Consider the following 19123-nt stretch of genomic DNA (forward strand, 5'->3'; position numbering starts at 1 on the left):
TGCCTCGTACGACGCGGTGCGGAACTCAGTCGGCGCGTGCCGGATGGATCCGGCGCCAATGCTCGGCGATATCGATGCGGCGGGTGATCCACACCTTGTCGTGCGACTGCACATGGTCCAGGAAGCGTTCCAGCGCGGCGGTCCTGGCCGGGCGGCCGACGATGCGGCAGTGCAGCCCGATCGACAGCATCTTCGGACTGCCTTGCGCGCCTTCGCGATACAGCACGTCGAAGGCGTCGCGCAGGTGCGCGAAGAACTGCTCGCCGGTGGGAAAGCCCGCGGCCGAGGCGAACCGCATGTCGTTGGTGTCCAGCGTGTACGGCACCACCAAGTGGTCTCGGCCGTGCACGGTGACCCAGTAGGGCAGGTCGTCGGCGTAGGAGTCCGCGTCGTAGACGAAGCCGCCGTGCTCGACCACCAGCTCTCGGGTGTTCGGTGAGTCGCGCCCGGTGTACCAGCCCAGCGGTGCGGCGCCGGTGAGTTCGGTGAGGATGCGCACCGCCTCGGCCATCTCGGCACGCTCGGTGTCACGGTCGGTCAGCTGGTAGGACTTCCAGCGCAGGCCGTGGCAGGTGATCTCGTGCCCGAGTTCACCAAAAGCGGCTACCGCCTCCGGGTTTCGCCGCAGCGCGTGCGCGACGGCGAAGACGGTCAGCGGCAGGCCGCGGCGCTCGAAGACGCGCAGCACGCGCCACAGCCCGGCGCGGGAGCCGTACTCGTAGAGCGACTCCATACTCATGTGCCGATTCGGAAAAGCCTGCGCCGGAGTCATTTCCGAGAGAAAGGTCTCCGAGTGCTCGTCGCCGTCGAGCACGTTGAGCTCGCCGCCTTCTTCGTAGTTCAGCACGAATTGGACGGCGATCCGCGCATCGTCGGGCCACCGCGGATCGGGCGGTGTCGGGCCGTAGCCGATGAAGTCGCGGCTCGGCGCGACCGGCTCGCTCATCCGCCGAGCTCGCCGAACAGCCGCAGCCGGGCGAGACCGCCGTCGGGGTAGATGTCCAACCGCACCTCCTCCACCGACGCCGCCATCGGCGCGATGGCGAACTGGTGCCTGGTGTCGGGCAAAAGGTCGGTGCGCGGCAGCAATTCGAGCTCGGTGCCGTCGTTGGTGCGCCCGGTCAGGCGCGCCGCGCCGGGGCTGTTGCCGAGGAAGTACGAGGTGTCGATCTCGGCGAGCCGGATCAGGCCGGGCCCGGCGAGCCGGATCCGCACCCAGTCGTTGCCGTCGTCGCGACGGCGGGCGGTCTCCCAGCCGTCGCCCATCCGCCGGGCCAGTCCGGGATACAGCAGCTGATTCGGCGAACTGTAGAAGCGGTTGGAGCAATCGAGCACCAGCGCACCGTTTTCCAGCGCCGCCAGGTCGAGCGGGCCGAGCCCGAGCAGCCGGGGGTCGGGACTGCCCTCGCCGTGCACCCGCAGCCGCGCCACCCCGCCATCGGGGTGCATGGTGAGTTTGACGTGGGTCCAGCGCCGCTCGCTCGCGACGGCGAAAGGATTGCGGCTGTCCCCGGCCACCGGCGCGTGGTCGATCAGCGTTTCCCAATCGTCGCGGGCGGCAATGCTTTCCGCGGACGGATAGTCGACGACCTCCAGCGCGGCCACCGAGATCGCGGGCGGATAGTTGCCCTTGAACCAGGCGGTGTCGACCACGACGCCGCGGATCACGCCGGGCACGCCGAGCCGCACGACGGCGGAGTCGTCGCCGGGACGGCCCCGGTGCCTGCGGGTTTCCCAGCCGTCGTAGACCTGACCCTTGTGCCCGAAGGTCGCGGGCTGATACTCCGCCGGACCCGGGTTGATCAAATTCTCCTTCTCCGCGAAGAATTCGTCGTTCGCCCAGATCACCGACCCGCCGAGCGGGCGGACGGCCAGGTCGGGCAGCAGGGTGAAGTCCGCGGCGGCGGCCGTACTTCCCGTGGGATGGGCGCGCACGTGCGGCGCGGATTTCCCGCCGCCGGTGACGATTTCGGCGGTCATGACCGTACCTCCTGCGGAATCGGCGCACGCGTGACCAAGGCACGCAACACCGCCGGTGACAATTCGGGCGCTCGGGCGGCGAGGTCTTCGGCGGTCCGTGCGCCGCATTCCACGCCGCGTAAGACGGTGGCCGCCAGGGCTTCCGCGGTGGCAGGCTCGTCCATCACCCCACCCGAGCGACGGTCCAGGTATGCCTGCAAGCGCGGCACGGCCACGTCGATCGCCTGCCGGAAGAAGTCGTAGGTCGCCAGCCAGCGGGTGACCAGGTGGCCGGGGTGCATGTCCCAGCCCTGGTAGTAGCCGCGGCGCAGCGACCGGCCGACCAGGCGGTGGTGATTGCGCAGCGCCGCTTCCGGCTCGGTGTCCGGCACGATCTGGGTGGAGCCGTCGCACACCCAGACGCCGGTCTGCGCGGCCGCCACCTGCATGACCGACTTCGCGTAGTCTGCGGCCGGGTGGTCGAGTGCCTGGTCCGGCGCGGCGACACCGCAGGCGGCGGTGTAGTCGTAGGTGCCGAAATGCAATGCGCTGCATCGGCCCTCGGCCAGGCCGATCATGCGGGCGATCGGCGCGGTGCCGTCGGCGGCGATGATCGCCTGCGGGCTCTCGATCTGCAGCTCGAAGCGCAGCGTGCCCGCGGGCAGCCGGTAGCCGCTCTCCAGTCCTTCACACAGCGCGACCAGCGCCGGAACCTGCTCGGCGGCCCGGATTTTGGGGACGGTGAAGACGAAACCCGCAGGCACGTCGACCATGGCCGCCAGCACCAGCTCCAGGGTGCGCACGGTGCGGTTGCGCTCGCCGACGGCCAGGCCCTTCGTCCGGATTCCGTAGCTCTGCGGGCGGTACGGCGTGTACGCCCAGGTGGCGAGCACCGCACCCGCGGCGCTGGCCGCCTCGTCCTCCTCCGCGTCCGAGCGGAAGCCGTAACCGTCTTCGAAGTCGATGCGCAGATCCTGAATCGGATCCTGTGCCAGCCGCTTGCGTACATCGGGCAGCGAGCCCGTCGAATCCAGCTCGGCCAGCAGGTCGTGGTGGCGATCCAGCAGCTCGACGGCCGCCGAGCCCCAGACGCTCGGAGTGTCCTCCATGATCCGGTCGGCCGGGACATAGGCGGTGTGAATCGGCTGCGCCCGCCCGTCCGTCCCCGGATAGCGCGTGCGCAACTCCGTGTCGACGGTATCGAGCATGGCATCGATCCTGGCCCGGACATTCTCCGGCAGCTGTGTTCGATCGGCGTCGTTCGCTTGTCCTCCGTGGTTACGCAAGCTGCCGCCTCCGTCCTGACGCACAACTCCGCCTCGCTGACGCTCGGCTCCCGTCGTGCATCGGGCCGCGCTGTGCCTTTGGTTCGCTCGCTGACGCTCGCTCACGGCGCTGGGTCACCGTCGGTCTCCTTCCTGCATGGCGCGCCAGATCCGATCAGCCGTCATCGGCAACCGGTCAGGTCGCACCCCGACAGCATCGCGTATCGCGTTCGCCAGCGCCGGGGCGACCGGGTTGTACGGGGACTCGCTCATCGACTTGGCGCCCAGCGGGCCGAACTCGTCGGCGGTGTCGGCGAAGTACACCTCGGTGCGCGGCACGTCGGCGAACTGCGGAATGTGATAGTGCCGCAGCGAGTGCGTGGTGACCACGCCGCGCTCGCTGCGCATGTCCTCGTACAGCGCCGTGCCGATGGCCTGCGCGACGCCGCCCTCCACCTGCCCCCGGCACTGCACCGGGTTGAGTACGGTTCCAGCGTCGGCGGCCTGGATCGACTGGAGGATGCGCACCGCGCCGGTGTCCGGGTGCACGGCCACCCGGAACGCATGCACGTTGAAGCTCACCGAGCGCGGCGTGCCCGCGTGCTCGCCGTGCGCGGTCAGTTCGCCGTCGGCCAGCAATTCGGTGACGCCGAATATCTGGTCGCCGCACCGGACTCCGCCGGCGACCAGCATGCAGTCGCGTTCCGGAAGCCCGGCCAGCTTCGCCGCTCGGGCCAGCATCAGCCTGCGCAGTTCGAGTGCCGCCGCGTAGCTTGCCTTGCCCGCCACCACAATTCCGGTGGAGCCGAACGCGCCGGTGTCGTGCCCGATCAGATCGGTGTCGGATTGCCGGACCACGATGCGCGCCGCGTCGGTCTCCAGCGCCGTGGCCGCGAGCTGCGCGTGCACGGTGGTGGTGCCGTTGCCGAATTCCGCGGTACCGACCCGGAGTTCGTACCGGCCGTCGGGCAGCAGGGTGATCGTCGCGTCGGCCGAATGGCCGCGCGGCGGGATGGTCGCGATCATCGCCAACGCCATGCCGGTGCCGGTCCGCCATTGTGGGCCGGGCGCCGCTGTTTCGTTGCCCCGCAACAGTGCTCGTTCCGCCAGGTCGAGGCATTGGTCGAGGCCGTAGCTGCCGAAGGTCAGGTCGCTGTCGTCCACCTCGGCGCCGACGAACTCGTCACCGGGCACCACCACGTTGCGCCGCCGGAAGTCGAACGGATCGATGCCGAGTTCGCGCGCCAGCTCGTCCAGCGCGGACTCGATCCCGAAGATCACCTGCCCGAGTCCGTAGCCGCGGAAGGCGCCGGAGGGAATGTTGTTGGTGTACACCGCCTGTGCGTCCACCCGCTTGTTGGCGCAGCGGTACACCTCGATCGACTCGCCGACGCCGTGGAACATCACCCCGGCGCTGTGGTTGCCGTACGCGCCCGCGTCGGCGAGCACGTCGACCGCCAGTGCGGTCAGCACACCGTCGGCGTCGGCGCCCGCGGTCACCGCGACCCGCATCGGATGACGGCAAGTCGCCGAGGTGAATTCGTCGGCCCTGGTGAATTCGTACTGCACGGGCCGCCCGGTCCGCAGTACCGCGAGGGCGATGAGGTCCTCGGCCAGCATCTCCTGCTTGGCGCCGAACCCGCCGCCGACCCTGGTGGCGAACACCCGCACCTGATCGCGCCGCAGCCCGAACACCTGACACAGCTCGTTGCGCACCAGGAACGGCACCTGGGTGCTGCACCGGATGACCAGCCTGCCGTCGGCGTCCAACCAGCCGATGCCGCCGTGGGTCTCCAGATGCACGTGTTGTCCACGCGGCGAATGCCACACGCCGCGCACCACTTTCGCCGCCGTAGCGAGCCCGGCCGACACCTCGCCGACCTCGCCGTGGATCTCGGCGATCAGATTGCGCGCCGGGTCCGCGATCCGCGCCGAATCCGGTTTCCCTGCATGCAGTTTCGGTGCTTCCGGCGCCAAGGCCTCGACCGGATCGAACACCGCGGGCAGCACCTCGTACTCGACCCGCAAGGCCCGGCATCCCGCGCGGGCGGCCGCCGAACTCTCCGCGACCACCGCCGCGACCCGTTGCCCGACGAAGCGCATCGTCCGATCGAGCACATAGGTGTCGTCGGGGTCGTCGGCCCGCAACTCGTGCCGGGCAGTGGAGAACGCCACGTCCGGCGCGTCCGCGTAGGTCAGCACGGCGTGCACGCCCGGCACGGCCTCGGCCGCTGCCGTGTCGATGGACACGATGCGGGCGTGCGCATGGGGGCTGGGCAGGACCGCGATGTGCAGGGGTGCGGTGGGTGGCGAGACCTCGAGTGCGTCAGGAGAATTCGCTTCCTCGGTGCCCTCGTTCGCCGACGACAGCATGGCGCCGGTGTCGAAGGTGAAAGGCTCTGCGCCACGCACGATCCGCGCCCCGGCGGGAGCTCCGACTCCACTACCGGCGCGCCCGGCGACCGAGTGCTCGGATCCCGCGCATACTCCGGCGCCATCCGCTTGCGTCGCGCCGGCGGGCGCTCGGCCGGCGAGCGCCTCGGCGATCGACCGATAACCCGTGCACCGGCACAGGTTTCCCTTCATCAGCTCGGCCACTTCGGCGTCGGCTGGGCCATCCTCGGTCCCGCAGCCGAGGCCCGCCGCCGTGACCACCATTCCCGCGGTACAGAACCCGCATTGGAAGGCGGCGTTCTCGACGAAGCGGCGCTGCACGGGATGCGGGTCGGTGGTGGTGCCGAGCCCGGCAGCCGTGGTGACCGCACGACCGGCGACGCGGTGGGCCGGAATCAGGCAGGAGTGCACGGTCGTTCCGTCGAGCTGCACGGAGCAGGCACCGCAATCGCCTGTGTCACAACCCTTTTTCACGGATGTCGTGCCATGCTCGCGCAGCAGGGTACGCAGGCATTGCCCCGGGCGCGGGTCGGCCTCGACGGGCCTGCCGTCGACTTCGAATCTCATGGCCGCCCCCCGTCTCGTAACTCATCGGCGACCTCGCGAGCGAGTACGCCGGTGACGTGGCGACGCCAGTCGGGCGCGCCGTGCGGGTCGTCGAACCACAGCGACGGAGCTATCCCGGCAACCTCGGCGTCGATCTCGGCCGCGCTCGGCGGCTCAGCGAAATCCAGCACAATGGGCCGCCCGGTGGCGGCGGTGATGGTGACGACACATCGACCACTCGGCTCACGACGCCCCATCACCACGGACCCGGACCGGCCGAGCGGCGCGAGCGCCACCTTCCGAAAACTGGTGTGCGCCAGCAGGCTCGCCGTCGGCACGGTGATCGAACGCAACACCTCGCCGGTCCGCAGCACATTCTCCTCCGGACCGAGTACGAACTCCCGCAACGGGATCCGTCGATCCTCACTCTCCCGGCCCCACACCAGCGCCACCCCGTCCAGCGCGGTCAGCGCCGCGAGCACACCACCGGCGGGCAGCGACAAACAGACGTTGCCACCCACCGTGGCGGTCCGCCAGATCTTGTGTGACGCAAGCAAAGCCCGGCAACCCTGCGCGAAGAGCCGTGTCCCCGGCCACTCTTCGCGCAACACCGGCGCACCGAGCTCGCGACCGGGCACCGCACCGGCGAACTCGGCCAGCGTGCAGGTCGCCGCGATCTCCAGCCCGTCGGGCCCGACGGTGTACGCGGGCCAGCCGAGCGCGGTGATGTCGATCAGCCGGTCCAGCTGGTTGTGCGGCTCGGAGAACAAGTAGGTCCCGCCGGCGAGCACCGCGCACGAACCACCGACGGCGCCGAGGTCAGCGCGCTCCCGCGCCACCGACACCTCCCGGATCGTGTCCAGGTCCACGTCTCACCTCACTCCATTGCCGCTACGGCCACAGTAGGAGCGGGGAGTTGCCGCAATGTTGCACAACTCCCGCCCCAGATTGCGCGGCCGTTACCTGACCGCACACTCCGCTTCCCGGGATCGCCCGCACACCCCCGCGGCACTCGACGTCCGTCCCGTCCGCCTCGGAGACATTCAGAGGCGACTCCGTTCCAGTATCCCGCACCTGCCCTGAACAGGCCCAATGCTCATTAGATACCTGCCGGTCTATTTAAGACAGCTACCCGCACTGGTCGCGAGAATCGCGCGACGGCACCACCCTCGTCCGACACGCCGCGCCCCCGGTCCACGGCGCGCTGTCGACACGCGCGATCGAACACGTTCCACACTCGACAACCGGGCAGCCGCCGGATTAATCTCCATCGCGGCCCGCTCTGTGTGACATTTCCCACGCATCGTCGGGTCGTCCCTTACTGATGTGTGCCACCGGCGGCCCCTGCTGTCGGCAGCCATGTCCCGACACGGAAGGGCCACCGATAAACGCCAACCAGCGGGCGGCGACCGCCGACCACGAGTTGCTCGAGCCCCGCTCCGCGGACACACCGTCCTCCTGGATGATGACGGCGGACGATTTCCCCCTCACCGAGCACGACCTCCATGTCCTGCATCGCACGTTTCGGGACGACACCGAGCTCGACCACTGGCTACCGGGCGGCGAACAGTACCGCCGCCGGGCATATCAGTGCTTCGACCTGGCCACGGCCCGGTTGGCCGAGGACGGACCCGGCGCTCTCACCGCGATCGACCAGCCGCCGCCGTACGTGCAGTCCAAGCGGGTCAACCCGGTGGCAGGCGATATCGAGCGCACCTTCAAGCTGATCCCGCCCGAGCACCCGGCGACCGAGCCGACCAGGCAGATCGCCACCGCCGTCGCCCAATTGCTCGCGGCCAACGGCGTGCTGTCGGTGCACACCACGCCGCACTGCCTCGTCGACGCTCACTACATGCGCCTGATCGCGCCCGGCCATCCCGCGCCGGAGGGCAAGCACCGCGACGGCCTGATCGCGGGCTCCGCACACCTGATCCAGCGGACCAATGTCACCGGCGGCGTCTCCGCCCTCTACGATCGCTACGACCCGGACCGGGAGCTGTGCGGCTTCGTCCTGGAAAACCCGCTCGACTCCTACGTCTTCGACGACGAACGGGTACTGCACTACACGACGACAATCACGGTGACCGATCCCGACGCGGGCGCCGGGTTACGCGATGTCCTGCTGATCGGATTCAGAAAGCGTGAATAGTTCGACAACGACCTTCGTCGACCAGCTGCCCCGGCTGCTGCCCGACGACGAGCTCGTGCAGCTGGCTGCCGGGCTCACCGCGGTCCCCTCCTTCACCGGGCAGGAGACGCCGCTGGCGTTTCATGTCCGGAATACCCTCGCCCGCAACGACATCCACGCGTACCACCAAGAGGTACAGCCCGGTCGGCTCCAGACGATCGCGCGGCTCGGCCCGGAGAACGGCACCCCCGCGCTGCTACTCAACGGCCACCTCGACATGGATCCGCTCGGCCGCGACCAGCCGGGCGAGCCGTTCACCGCCCGGCGCGAGGGTGACCGGCTCTACGGTGCGGGCCTGCACAACATGAAGAGTGGTCTCGCGGCGATCCTCGGTGCGGCGATAGCGGTGCGCCGCAGCGGAATGGCGCTGCGGCGTCCCCTGCTGCTCGAGTTCGTCGTCGGCGAGCTGCAAGGCGGGGTCGGCACCAGGCACGCCCTGCGCAGCGGGCTCACCGCCGACGCCGCCGTGGTCCCCGAGCCGTATTCGGTCCGCCGGGTGATCACCCGCACCGCCGGGGTGCACAAGTTCGCCATCGTGGTGCGCGGCACCACCGCGCACACCAGCAGGCACCACGAAGGCGTGGACGCGGTCGCGGTGCTGCGCCGCGTGCTCGACCTGCTCGACACCGCCGACCTCGGCCTGCGCAACAGCGAATTCCCGCCGCTGCCAAGACTTCAGGTGGCCAGTCTGATCGCGGGCCGCGGCGAGGGACACGATCTGTCGGGGGTGAGTTACTGCTCGGACAAGGCCACCGCCCTCGTCGATCTGCGCTATCCGCCGCCGCACGAGCCGCACAACGTCAGCAAGGCCATCGACGTGGTGCTGGACCGCGTGCGCGATGCCTTCCCCGAGGCCCAGATCGTCGTGGAGCACCCGGTCGATCCGCAGTACCGGGTCGGCGGCACCGATATGCCGCCGATGGACATGCCCGCCGACTGCGCGGTGGTGCGCGACATCGCCGAACTGCTGCCGAGGGTCTCCGATTTCCAGGTCGAGGAGACCGGATTGGCGCTGCCGTACTCCTACTGCGGCAACGACACCACCCACCTGAGCCGGGCGGGCATCGAATGCTGCCTGTTCGGGCCGCGCGGCGCCACACCCGACACCGAACACCACGTGCTGATCAGCGAAATGCGGGCCTGCGCAGACACTCTCGCGCTCTTGGCCGAGCGACGCTGCGGATAACCGAACTCACCTGCCTCGGGTGCGCAGCTCCGTGCGCATCTGGGCCGCGAGTTGCACCCCGATGCCGTCGTAGAGCCCGACCGCCTGCGCGAGCAGCGCTTCGGCCTCGCCCCTGGCACCGGTCGCCGACGCGACCCCAGCCAGGCTGCGCAACGCGTCGGCGCGACCCAACGGGTCGCAGATCCGGTACGCGACACCCATCGATTCGGTGTAATACCTTCGGGCGGAGTCGAATCGGCCGAAGTGCCGCTCGATATGCCCGAGCCCGCGCAGCGCGTCGACCTGCCCGAGCGGATCATTGATCTCGACGGCGATCTCGTAGGCACCCTGGAACATGTCGCGGGCTTGGGCAGGCGATCCCGACTTACGCGCGAGATTGCCGAGCCCCCACAGTGTCCAGCCCTCGCCGTAGCGGTCATGGATGCGACGGGCGATCTCGAGCGCGTCGTCGAAATAGCGCCGCGCGGTCTCGTGGTCACCGACCAGCCGTTCGATGTGGCCGAGCCCGCGCAGCGCATCGCCCTCCAGCTTCTGATGATTCAGGCTCCTGGCGATGTCCAGCGCCTCGGCGTAGCGGCGTTCGGCGCCCTCGGCATCGCCGAGGCGCCGGACCACCTCCGCGAACCCCCACTGCGCGGTGGCGATGCGGACCGGATCGTCGATGGCCTCCGCGATGGCCAGCGCCTGCGCCGAGCAATTCCAGGCGGCGCGGTACTCCGAGGAGGCCCGCTCGACGTGGGCGAGCCCGTCCAGGGCGTCGCATTCGGTGGGCCGATCGTCGATGTCCCGGGCGATGGCGAGCGCTTCGCTGAAATAGCGTCGCGCCGCCTTGTGGTCGCCGGTGACCCGCGCCGTCTGCCCGAGCTCACACAGCACGGCCGCGTGGCACTGCCGATCGGTCAAGTCCACGGCGATCTCACTGGCCAGCCGGAATCCGGCGCACGCCTGCTGGTGCTGCCCGATCAGTCGGTCGATGCGGCCCTTGCCCACCAGCGCCCAGGCTTGTGCGCGCCGATCGGCGATCTCGACGGCGATATCCAAGGCCCGTGCGTAGAGGCGCAATGCCAGCGACCAGTGGCCGGTGCCGGACAGGTGCGAGGCCAGTCGGGTGGCCAATTCCGCTGCCGCCGAGGAGGCTTCGGCGCCGCGCAGGCAGCTGACCAGCATCTCGCGTTCTCTGGTGAGCCAGGCTCTGGCCCGCGCCGTGTCTGCGGAGGGGTTCGAAAGATGTTCGCTGCCGGACGGATCGAACAGCTGATGCCTACTGGCCCGGCGGGCCACCGCGAGGCCGGACCCGACCAGGCGGTCGACCACCTTCGCGTACTCCACCGGTGCGTCCTCGCGTTCGGCGTGCAGGCGCGCACACAAGCGGGTCAGGTCGTGCATCCGGTAGCGCGCGCCGCCGGGACCGCCCGGCGACGGATCCAGAAAGCCCGCCTCGAAAAGCTTGCGCACCAACGTCTTCCCGTCGCGCAGCGGCACCGCGGCCATGGTCGCCATCGCCTCGGCGGTGATCTCCGGGCCGGGGAACCAGCCGAGCAGCCGGACGGCGCGTTGCAGCCCGGCATCACCCAGCCGCTGATACGACAGCTCGAACGCGGCCCGCAGCGATTCGTCCTCGGCCGTGAACCGGTCCAGCAGATGTTCGGTCGCCGAGCCATTCGTGCGATCCGCGGGGGCGCGCTTGATCCGCTCGGTCAGCTGCGCGATATCGGCCGCGCTGTCGGCCAGCATGGCCTCGCCGTGGTGGGCGATCTGGCCGCCGATCAGCCGGATGGCCAGGGGCAGCCGACCCGCGGTCTGCAGGATCTGCCGCACCGCGCCCCGATCGTAGCCCGATCGCAGATTACCCAGCTTGACCAGCAGCTCCTCCGCCTCGGCCCACTCCATCACGTCCAGCCGCAGCGGTGCCGCCTCGGCCAGCCCGGTGAGCTTGCTCCGGCTGGTGATCAGCACGAAACAGCCCGGTGCCTGCGGCAGTAGCTGTTTCACCTGGGCGCTGTCGAGCGCGTTGTCGAGCACGATCAGCATCCGCCGCTGCCTGGTCGCGCCGCGCCAGCGGTGGGCCCGCCCGGCCAGATCCGCGTCGATGGTCTCGCGCGGCACCCCGATCTGCAACAACAGTTGCTCGAGCACGTCGACCGGTTCGCGCGGCTCCCGGCCGAGGGTGTAGCCGTGCAGGTCGACCCAGATGGTGCCGTCCGGGTAGTGCTTACCGAAGACCGCGACCGCGTACCTGGCCAGCGCCGTCTTGCCGATGCCGGTGAGCCCGACGATGACGTGCACGGCGACCGTCCCGCTACGCAGGTGCGCGGCGACCCGTTCGCGCAGTTGCGTTTTCGGACCTTCCCTACCGGTGAAGTGCGGCACCTCCGCGGGCAGGTCGCGACCCGCGCGCACCGGCTGGCGACCGACGGATCGTCTGGCCACCACCTCGTGATACTCCAGCCGCTCGGCGTGCGGCATGTAGGACAGATCGGCGAGATCGATCAGCTGGTCCCAGGTCGTACCGTAAATGGTGGCAAGGTTTTTCAGCACGCGAATGGTGGGCCGGGCCCCGCTCGGCCGGTGGTCCTCGTCCTCGGGGTCGGTGCCGTCCCTGGCGAAGGGCCACGCCTCGTACTCCGAGATCCGGCTGGCCTTCATCGCCGCCCGCGCGCTGTCGGTCAGCTCGTTGTACCGCTCGGCGACCGCGGCCTGGGTCAATCCGTTGGCGTAACGCCAGGCCGCGCGCGGCCGGTACCCGCGCTGGCGCAGTTCCCCCGCCAGCGGCTCGAGCAGCTGCAGCTCGGTCAAACCCAAGTCGGCCAGGCGATCACGCAGGCGCCGCCGTTGCTCGGCGGTGAGGGTGCCGCCGGGACGCCAGCGGTCGGTTCGGCCGGATCGATCCATCCCGCCACCCTCCCGCGCGCGAAGCCTCCGGCAAGGGCGCGGCCTGCGCCGGAGAATCGAGACGCTGATTGTGATTAATTCCTTGGTATCAGTAGCGTTTTCCCAGGTCAAGTAAATGCGTCAACCCGATAAAACGCCGCACCCGCTGGGATCGCCCCGCACCCGCCCGAACTGCCATCCTGGAAGGTGTCACCGGGACAACGTGACAACGCGGGGCGGATGAAAAGAGGTCGCACGATGGCTATTACGGCGACAGGCTGGCTGATCACCAGTGACGTGGTGCACGAGGCCGCGTTCCGGATCGATATTCCCGAACAGGACCGGGGCAGGTGGGTGCTGTCCTACTTGCCGACCAACCGGCGGCTCAGCAGAAATCAGGCGATGGCGGGCATGGTGCTCGCCGAGATGATCGTGCTCGAGCAGCCGCACCCGGCTGGACTCGATCACGAAGTCGCGCAGCTGCACGCGACGGAGCTCGACTGCACGCTGCACGACGTCATGAGCCTGCTGGCGTTGCGGGCGCCCGCCGGGTCGACCGAGCCGGAGCCGCCGGTCGGCCCGACCGATGATCGGCTCAGATCCGCTGCCGCACTGGCACATGGCGTGACCTCGTTCGCGGCCTGAGCTCGAACCGGGCGCTACCGCGCCTTGGCCACCAACGCCGCCTGTGCTCGAGCCACCTGCGCCCCGACGATGTCCTCGTCGACGGTGTGCAGCCGGCCGTCGCGAACCACCTCGCGGCCGTTGACGATCAGCGCCGCGAGGGGTGGCGCCGAACCGAGCACCAACGCGGTCACCGGATCGTCGATGCCCGCGTGCGCCGGGGTGTCCAGGCGCCACAGCGCCAGGTCGGCGAGCTTGCCCGGCTCGATCGAGCCGATCTCGGCGTCGCGGCCGAGCACGCGCGCGCCGCCGATCGTGGCCAGCGCCAACGACGTTCGCACCGTCATCGCACGCGGGCCGCCGGTGTTGCGCGCGAAGAACAGCGCATTGCGCGGCTCCTCGATCATCGAGCTCGACTCGTTGCTCGCCGCGCCGTCCACGCCGAGGCCCACCGGGACGCCCGCGCGCACCAGGTCGGCGGTGCGTGCGATACCCGCGCCGATGCGCGCATTCGAGGTGGGGCAATGCGCCACTCCGGTACCGGTTTTCGCCATGGTCTCGATCGCGGAGTCGTCCAGGTGGATAGCGTGGGCCCACCAGACATCGGCACCGACCCAGCCGAGTCGCTCCATGTACTGCGCGGGCGTGCAGCCGAATGTCGCTGCGCAATAGTCCTGTTCATCGATCGTCTCGGCGACGTGCGTGTGCAGCCGCACTCCCGCCGCGCGGGCCAGCGCGGCCGATTCCCGCAGCAGCTCCGGCGTCACCGAGAAGGGCGAGCACGGGGCGAGGGCGATGCGCAGCATCGAGTCGAACGACGGATCATGATGGCGGGCAATGGCCGCCGCGCTGTCGGCCAGGATGTCGTCCAACGACTGCACCACGTGATCGGGCGGCAGGCCACCCGCGCTCGCGCCCAGATCCATCGAGCCCCGGCACGGATGGAAGCGCAGGCCCACCTCGGCGGCCGCGGCGATCTCGGCGCCGAGCAGGTCACCGCCTTCGCGCGGGAACACGTAGTGATGGTCGGTCGTGGTGGTGCAGCCGGTGCGGGCCAGCGCGGCGAGCCCACCGGTCGCCGCGATCCGCACCGCTTCCTCGTCGATGCCCGCCCAGATCGGGTAGAGCGTGGTGAGCCACTCGAACAGCGTGTTGTCCGCGGCCAGGCCCCGGGTGATCCACTGATAGAGGTGGTGGTGGGTGTTCACCAGGCCGGGGGTCAGCAGGCAGCCACGGCCATCGATGCGCCGCACCTGACCGTCGAGCGCCGGTGCCGCACCCGCGCCGACGGCCTCGATCCTGTTGCCGCGCAGCACGACATAGCCGTCGCGGTATTCGGTGCCGTGCGCGTCGACGGTCGCGACGGCACCGCCCTCGATGACCGTCACGGCAGCCATGCGGGTCCCGCCTCGGGTGCGTCGGCCCGCTGCACGGTCGCGTGGATCAGCCCGTACGGGCGATCGGCGGCGTAGTACACCTCGCCGTGGTTCTCGATACCGAAGCGATCCAGGTCGTAGTCGAAGTGGTGCTTGTTCGGCGCGGCCAGCCGGATCTCGGCGAGCACGGGGTAGGCCGTCAGCGCGGCCTTGCCCATCTCGAACAGCGTCTGCTGCAACGCCTTCGAATGGTGCGTCGCGAACGTCTCGACCAGCCGCGCCCGGACACCGGCGTACACCTCGTCCCAGGAGATGCCGGTGGTGCCCGCGAAGCGCCATTGCACCGCCAGCGAGGTGGCCAGCATTCGATCGTGGGTCGGGGCGAGCACGGTGAATTCGTCGCTCAGGAAGTCGGCGAACTCCGACCCGGTCGACTTCAGGATGGTCAGGTCCTTCATCCCGCCGATCACCCAGGCCTGCCGCTCGGCGCCGGTACCCGCGACCGTCACCGCGGCGGTACGCACCTCGGAGCCCTGCCGGACCCAGGTGTGCTCGTGTTCGCGTCCGTCGACCGTCACCCGCTGCCAGGCATACTCGTCGACCTCGACGCGCGCGCTGGTCACCGGCTCGACCTCGTCGACGAAGTGGCCGGCCAAAGCGAGCGCGTAGTCCTCGATCGCCTGTAGCCCAGGCTGTTTCGCATAGGCGTAAGCGGTCTGCTTCTGGGTGTCGGTGGGTAGCACCTTGCGTTGATCACCCGCGACATAGGCGTCGGCGAAGTCCCCGCGCAGCACGGTGGACACGTTCACGTCGCGGATCTCGTGGCGCGCGGTCTGCCGCCAGATCCGGACGATCCGGTTCTCGGCCTTGCCGTATCGGTGGTCGGTCAGCTCGATCGGCCCGGTCAACTCCATGCTCGGTCAGCTCCCTCGATAGGTGGAAAAGGCGAACGGCGACAGCAACAACGGGACGTGATAGTGCCGCTCCTCGGTGACGGCGAACGTCACCGACACTTCGGGGTAGAAGGTGTCGACGTGTTGTCCGGCGAAGTAGGCGCCGGTGTCGAACACCAGCCGATAGGTGCCCGGCGCGAGGGCCTCGGCCAGCGCGCCGATCCGGCCGTCCGCGTCGGTCGTTCCCGAGTTCAGCTGCTCTGCACCGCGATACAGCGTTACGGCGACGTGCTTGGCCGGCGCGCCGCGTACCGCGTCCAGCACGTGGGTGCTCACCGTGCTCATCGGGTCGCCGCCAGCAGTGCGCGCAGTCGGATCCGATTGATCTTCGCCAGTTCTGTTCGCATGACCCGCCTTTCGGTCTCGGCATCGTTGCCGAGTCGGTCTTCGAGAATCGCGAGCAGCTCGCTGCCCGATCTTCCGCTCGCACACACCAGATAGCGGTAGCCGAACCGCGCCTCATAGGCCCGGTTTCCGGCCGCGAGCGCCGACCGTACCGCGTCCGCCGCGGTGGCCACCCCGGCTTGCTCCCGCGCCGAGGCCGCCGTATCCGGTCGCTCGCCGATCCTGGGGTGCCCGGCGAGCGCCCGATCAATCTCGGACTCGGGCAGCTCCGCGAGCACCGCATCGGCGGTGTCGAGCACCGCGTCGACGCTCGGATACGGCCGGCCCTCGACCAGTGCGCGGGCCCACCCGAGCGACGAGCAACACGTGAGCAATGCCTTGGTCGCCACGTTCGCAGGCAACGCGTTGAACCCGGCGAGACCCGCCCCGTCGTCTGTCATCGGACCAGCATCGAATACGACCCGCCCGGCCGCCACCCGAAAGAGATAGATCACCCCCGGCGTGTCGCCGCAAAGAAAATGGCCGGGCAAGGCCGCGAGCAGCACTCTTCCGGCACGCGCGGCCGGCGGTTCCGGACTACCGTCGTACCCATGGCTGTACCCGATCGCCCGGCCACCCCGCCGAACTGTGCGGGCATCCTGCTCGCCGCGGGCGCCGGAACGCGCTACGGCCGGCCGAAAGCGCTGGCCGAGGGCGGCGCCTGGCTGCGCGGCGCGGTGGCCGCGCTGCGCGACGGCGGGTGCGATCCGGTGATCGTGGTGCTCGGTGCCACCGGTCCCGATCCGACGCCGCTCGACCTGCCCGCCGGCGTTCAATCCGTCTGGGCCGCGGACTGGGCTACCGGGCTCGGTGCGTCCGTTCGGGCCGGGCTGATCGCCGCCGCGCGCACCCCCGCCCGCTTCGCCGCGATCATGCCGGTGGACACCCCGGACGTCGGCGCCGATGTGGTCGCCCGGGTCACCGCGGCCGCGTTCACCGCGCCGAGCGGCCTGGCCCGTGCTGTGTTCCACAACACACCGGGGCACCCCGTTGTGCTCGCCCACAAGCACTGGACCTCGATATGTCAGGAGGCCGTAGGAGATTCGGGTGCGCGCACCTATTTGTCGCGCAAGAACGATATGGTGTGCGTCACGTGCGACGATTTGGCGACGGGCGTCGATCGTGACTACCCGGCCTCGTCCGCACGGTGATCGGAGCGGGCAGATGCGGGACATCGTCGACGACCTATTGCGGGTATGGCATTCCGGGCGCACCGGCGGGCTGGCCACCATAGTGCGCACGATGGGCTCGGCCCCCTTACCGGTCGGCTCGGCCATGCTCGTCGATCCGGACGGTGGCGTCTACGGCGCGGTCACCGACGGCGGGCTCGAGGAGATCGCCTACGAGGCCGTGCTGCATGCCGCGCGAACCGGTCAGCGCGCGATGCACCGCTACGGCGTGGCTACCGGCGTGGAGGGCAGCGCGGACCGCGACGGCATGATGGATGTGTTCGTCGAACCGTTCTCGCGCAGGCACTTTCCCGAGTTTCCCCTCGTCGCCGCGGAGATCGCGGCACACCGCCGGATCACCGTGTTCACCGTGGTGTGGAACTCCGATGCGGACCTGATCGGCCAGCACCTGATCACCGATAAACGCCACGGCACCGAGTTGCTCGCGCTACCGGATTCCGATGTGTTCGTCGCGTCGTTCGCCCCGCCGCCGCGGCTGATCATCTTCGGCGCCAACTCTTTTGCCGCCGCGCTGACCGTGCAGGCCAAGCTCCTCGGCTACCGGGTCACCATCTGCGACTCGCGGGAGAACTTCGCCAAGCCCGAGAAGTTCCCCGGCGCCGAGGTGGTCGTCGACTGGCCGCACCGATACCTGAACACGCTGTCCTCGGCCGGCGAAATCGACAGCAGCACCGGCATCGTCGTCACCTCGCATGATCCGAAGTTCGAGATTCCGCTGCTCACCGTCGCGCTCCGACTACCCGAGCTCGGCTACCTCGGCGCCATGGGTGCGCGCACCGTGCACACCCAGCGCATGGAAGACCTCCGGGCAGGCGGCTTCTCCGAGGCGACGCTGTCTCGTTTGCATTCCCCCGCCGGACTGGACGTCGGCGCGCGCACCGCCGCCGAGATGGCCGTCGCGATCGCCGCCGAGCTGATCGCCGCCAGGACCGAACAGGCCGGACGGCACGCGCAGCACAGCACCAACCCACAGCCGCTGAAAACTGTTGTCGGACTGAGCAGTTAAGCCTTCAGGCCCGGGTTCTCCGCATACACCTCGCGCAGCACGGACAGGTCGAACAGCTGATCGGCCGTGATCGCCAGCTCGGCCGCCCGCAATGCGGTGATGTTCTGCTCGATCAGCGTGTCGGTCATGGTCAGCAACCCGTTGGCGGCGGTATCCGGCGAGGTGACCAGATCGTTCTGCGCCACCGCCTGTTTCGTCTGCTCGGCCAAGTCGAGCTGCAGGCCTTTGCCGTACACCTCGACCGCGAGCCGCGCGGATTCCGCCGGGTCGGCCACCGCGTCCTTCCACCCCTTGATCTCGGCGACGAGGAACGCCTTCAGCTTCTCCCGTTCCTTGTCGATGGTGACCTGCTCGACGGTGAGCGTCTCGGCCACCAGCGGCAGGTTGTAGTCGGCGAACAGGAAGTGCGTGTTCGCGAATCCCTTGGCCGTCAAGGTGATCGGCTCGTTGGTCACGTAGCTGACCCAGCCGTCGGCCTCGCCGTTGGCCAGCGGGGACGGATCGAACTGCGCGGGCACGATGGTGACATCGCCCGGCCGCATGCCGTTGGCGGTGAGCAGGGCATGGAAGATCGGTTGATTGGCGTCCTGCACCCCGATCTTGCGGCCCTTCATGTCCTCGGGCGTCTTGATCGGCTTCGCGGCCGAGCTGACGATCGCGAAGGGATTCTTCTGATAGGTGGTGGCGACGATCTTGGCAGGCAGGCCCTCCAGCACCGCTCGGGCGGTGGTCTGCGGCGCGGACAGGCCCAGCCAGATCTTGCCGGCGTCCAGCCCGGCCTCCACCGAGGTGCTCGCCGCGCCGCCCGCGATCAGCTCGACCGAGCCGAAGCCCGCCTCCTTGAAATAGCCCCTGCTGTCGGCGAAATACTCGCCAGCGAATTCGATGTTCTTCAGCCAGGACAGCTGGATTGCGACGGTTCCATACTTGGAGCCGTCCGGGGTGGAACCGCCCGACGAGTCGGTGGCGTCGCCGCCGCACGCGGCGAGCAGACCGGCGCCGCCGAGCGCGGCGCCTGCCAGCGCGCAACTGCGAAGCAGCGACCGTCGGTTCATTGTCGGCCCGGTACTGCTTTCGCCACGCATGACAGTCACCCTAGAAGCAGGCCACAGCGCCGATATCGCGAATCGGGAGCCTAGATTTCGCGGTCGTACGCGCCGACACGTTTTCGATCGCCGCGA

The 19123-nt window shown here is 69.5% G+C and carries 16 protein-coding genes; 5 read left to right on the forward strand and 11 right to left on the reverse strand.

Annotated features, from left to right (window positions below; translation table 11 throughout):
• Positions 1-25: 25 nt before the first annotated feature.
• From puuE to DMB37_RS17945, 5 genes are all read right to left on the reverse strand, one after another.
• Complete coding sequence (puuE, locus tag DMB37_RS17925) at positions 26-946, reverse strand: allantoinase PuuE (RefSeq protein ID WP_135233690.1); 921 nt, start codon at positions 944-946, stop codon at positions 26-28.
• A complete protein-coding gene (gene alc / locus DMB37_RS17930; protein ID WP_240772436.1) occupies positions 943-1980 on the reverse strand; it encodes an allantoicase in 1038 nt (345 codons plus the stop codon). The genes puuE and alc overlap by 4 nt, the downstream gene beginning before the upstream one ends.
• A complete protein-coding gene (locus DMB37_RS17935) occupies positions 1977-3167 on the reverse strand; it encodes an aldolase/citrate lyase family protein (RefSeq protein WP_135237644.1) in 1191 nt (396 codons plus the stop codon). Before DMB37_RS17935 ends, alc begins: the two co-directional genes overlap by 4 nt.
• 192 nt (positions 3168-3359) lie before the next feature.
• Positions 3360-6185 carry a molybdopterin-dependent oxidoreductase gene (locus DMB37_RS17940; RefSeq protein ID WP_135233691.1) on the reverse strand — a complete coding sequence of 942 codons (2826 nt, stop codon included), beginning with the start codon at positions 6183-6185 and terminating at the stop codon, positions 3360-3362.
• Positions 6182-7033, reverse strand: coding sequence for a xanthine dehydrogenase family protein subunit M (locus DMB37_RS17945; protein WP_135233692.1), 852 nt, complete (start codon positions 7031-7033; stop codon positions 6182-6184). Before DMB37_RS17945 ends, DMB37_RS17940 begins: the two co-directional genes overlap by 4 nt.
• A gap of 593 nt (positions 7034-7626) precedes the next feature.
• On the opposite strand from DMB37_RS17945, the gene DMB37_RS17950 reads away from it, so the two are divergent.
• A complete protein-coding gene (locus DMB37_RS17950) occupies positions 7627-8313 on the forward strand; it encodes a 2OG-Fe dioxygenase family protein (RefSeq protein ID WP_167768876.1) in 687 nt (228 codons plus the stop codon).
• Positions 8306-9538, forward strand: a complete 1233-nt coding sequence (locus tag DMB37_RS17955; RefSeq protein ID WP_135233694.1) for a M20 family metallopeptidase — start codon at positions 8306-8308, stop codon at positions 9536-9538. Before DMB37_RS17950 ends, DMB37_RS17955 begins: the two co-directional genes overlap by 8 nt.
• A 6-nt stretch (positions 9539-9544) precedes the next feature.
• Here DMB37_RS17955 and DMB37_RS17960 read toward each other — a convergent pair whose 3' ends face one another.
• On the reverse strand, positions 9545-12430 hold the full coding sequence (locus DMB37_RS17960) for a tetratricopeptide repeat protein (RefSeq protein WP_135233695.1): 2886 nt from the start codon (positions 12428-12430) through the stop codon (positions 9545-9547).
• 237 nt (positions 12431-12667) lie between these two features.
• Here DMB37_RS17960 and DMB37_RS17965 point away from each other — a divergent pair, with 237 nt between their 5' ends.
• Positions 12668-13054, forward strand: a complete 387-nt coding sequence (locus DMB37_RS17965) for a hypothetical protein (protein ID WP_135233696.1) — start codon at positions 12668-12670, stop codon at positions 13052-13054.
• A gap of 14 nt (positions 13055-13068) precedes the next feature.
• On the opposite strand, the gene DMB37_RS17970 is transcribed toward DMB37_RS17965, so the two are convergent.
• Genes DMB37_RS17970 through uraD form a run of 4 tightly spaced genes read right to left on the reverse strand, consistent with a single transcriptional unit; the run spans position 13069 to position 16147 of the window.
• Positions 13069-14430, reverse strand: coding sequence for an 8-oxoguanine deaminase (locus DMB37_RS17970; RefSeq protein WP_135233697.1), 1362 nt, complete (start codon positions 14428-14430; stop codon positions 13069-13071).
• Complete coding sequence (gene pucL / locus DMB37_RS17975) at positions 14418-15323, reverse strand: factor-independent urate hydroxylase (protein ID WP_135233698.1); 906 nt, start codon at positions 15321-15323, stop codon at positions 14418-14420. Before pucL ends, DMB37_RS17970 begins: the two co-directional genes overlap by 13 nt.
• Positions 15324-15329: 6 nt before the next feature.
• Positions 15330-15647 (reverse strand): hydroxyisourate hydrolase, encoded by a 318-nt coding sequence (uraH, locus tag DMB37_RS17980; RefSeq protein WP_135233699.1) that lies wholly within the window; start codon positions 15645-15647, stop codon positions 15330-15332.
• Complete coding sequence (uraD, locus tag DMB37_RS17985; protein WP_135233700.1) at positions 15644-16147, reverse strand: 2-oxo-4-hydroxy-4-carboxy-5-ureidoimidazoline decarboxylase; 504 nt, start codon at positions 16145-16147, stop codon at positions 15644-15646. Before uraD ends, uraH begins: the two co-directional genes overlap by 4 nt.
• 150 nt (positions 16148-16297) lie before the next feature.
• Here uraD and DMB37_RS17990 point away from each other — a divergent pair, with 150 nt between their 5' ends.
• Entirely contained in the window at positions 16298-16897 is a 600-nt protein-coding gene (locus tag DMB37_RS17990) for an NTP transferase domain-containing protein (protein WP_135233701.1), read from the forward strand.
• Between the two features lie 13 nt (positions 16898-16910).
• Positions 16911-17942, forward strand: a complete 1032-nt coding sequence (locus DMB37_RS17995; RefSeq protein WP_135233702.1) for an XdhC family protein — start codon at positions 16911-16913, stop codon at positions 17940-17942.
• Here the strand turns inward: DMB37_RS17995 and DMB37_RS18000 are convergent.
• Positions 17939-18997: an ABC transporter substrate-binding protein gene (locus tag DMB37_RS18000; protein ID WP_240772437.1), complete on the reverse strand. Its 1059-nt coding sequence runs from the start codon at positions 18995-18997 to the stop codon at positions 17939-17941. The two genes, DMB37_RS17995 and DMB37_RS18000, sit on opposite strands and share 4 nt — an antisense overlap.
• Between the last annotated feature and the right edge of the window lie 126 nt (positions 18998-19123).

The sequence above is a fragment of the Nocardia sp. CS682 genome, from assembly GCF_004634405.1.
In the GTDB taxonomy this organism is placed as follows: Bacteria; Actinomycetota; Actinomycetes; order Mycobacteriales; family Mycobacteriaceae; genus Nocardia; species Nocardia ninae.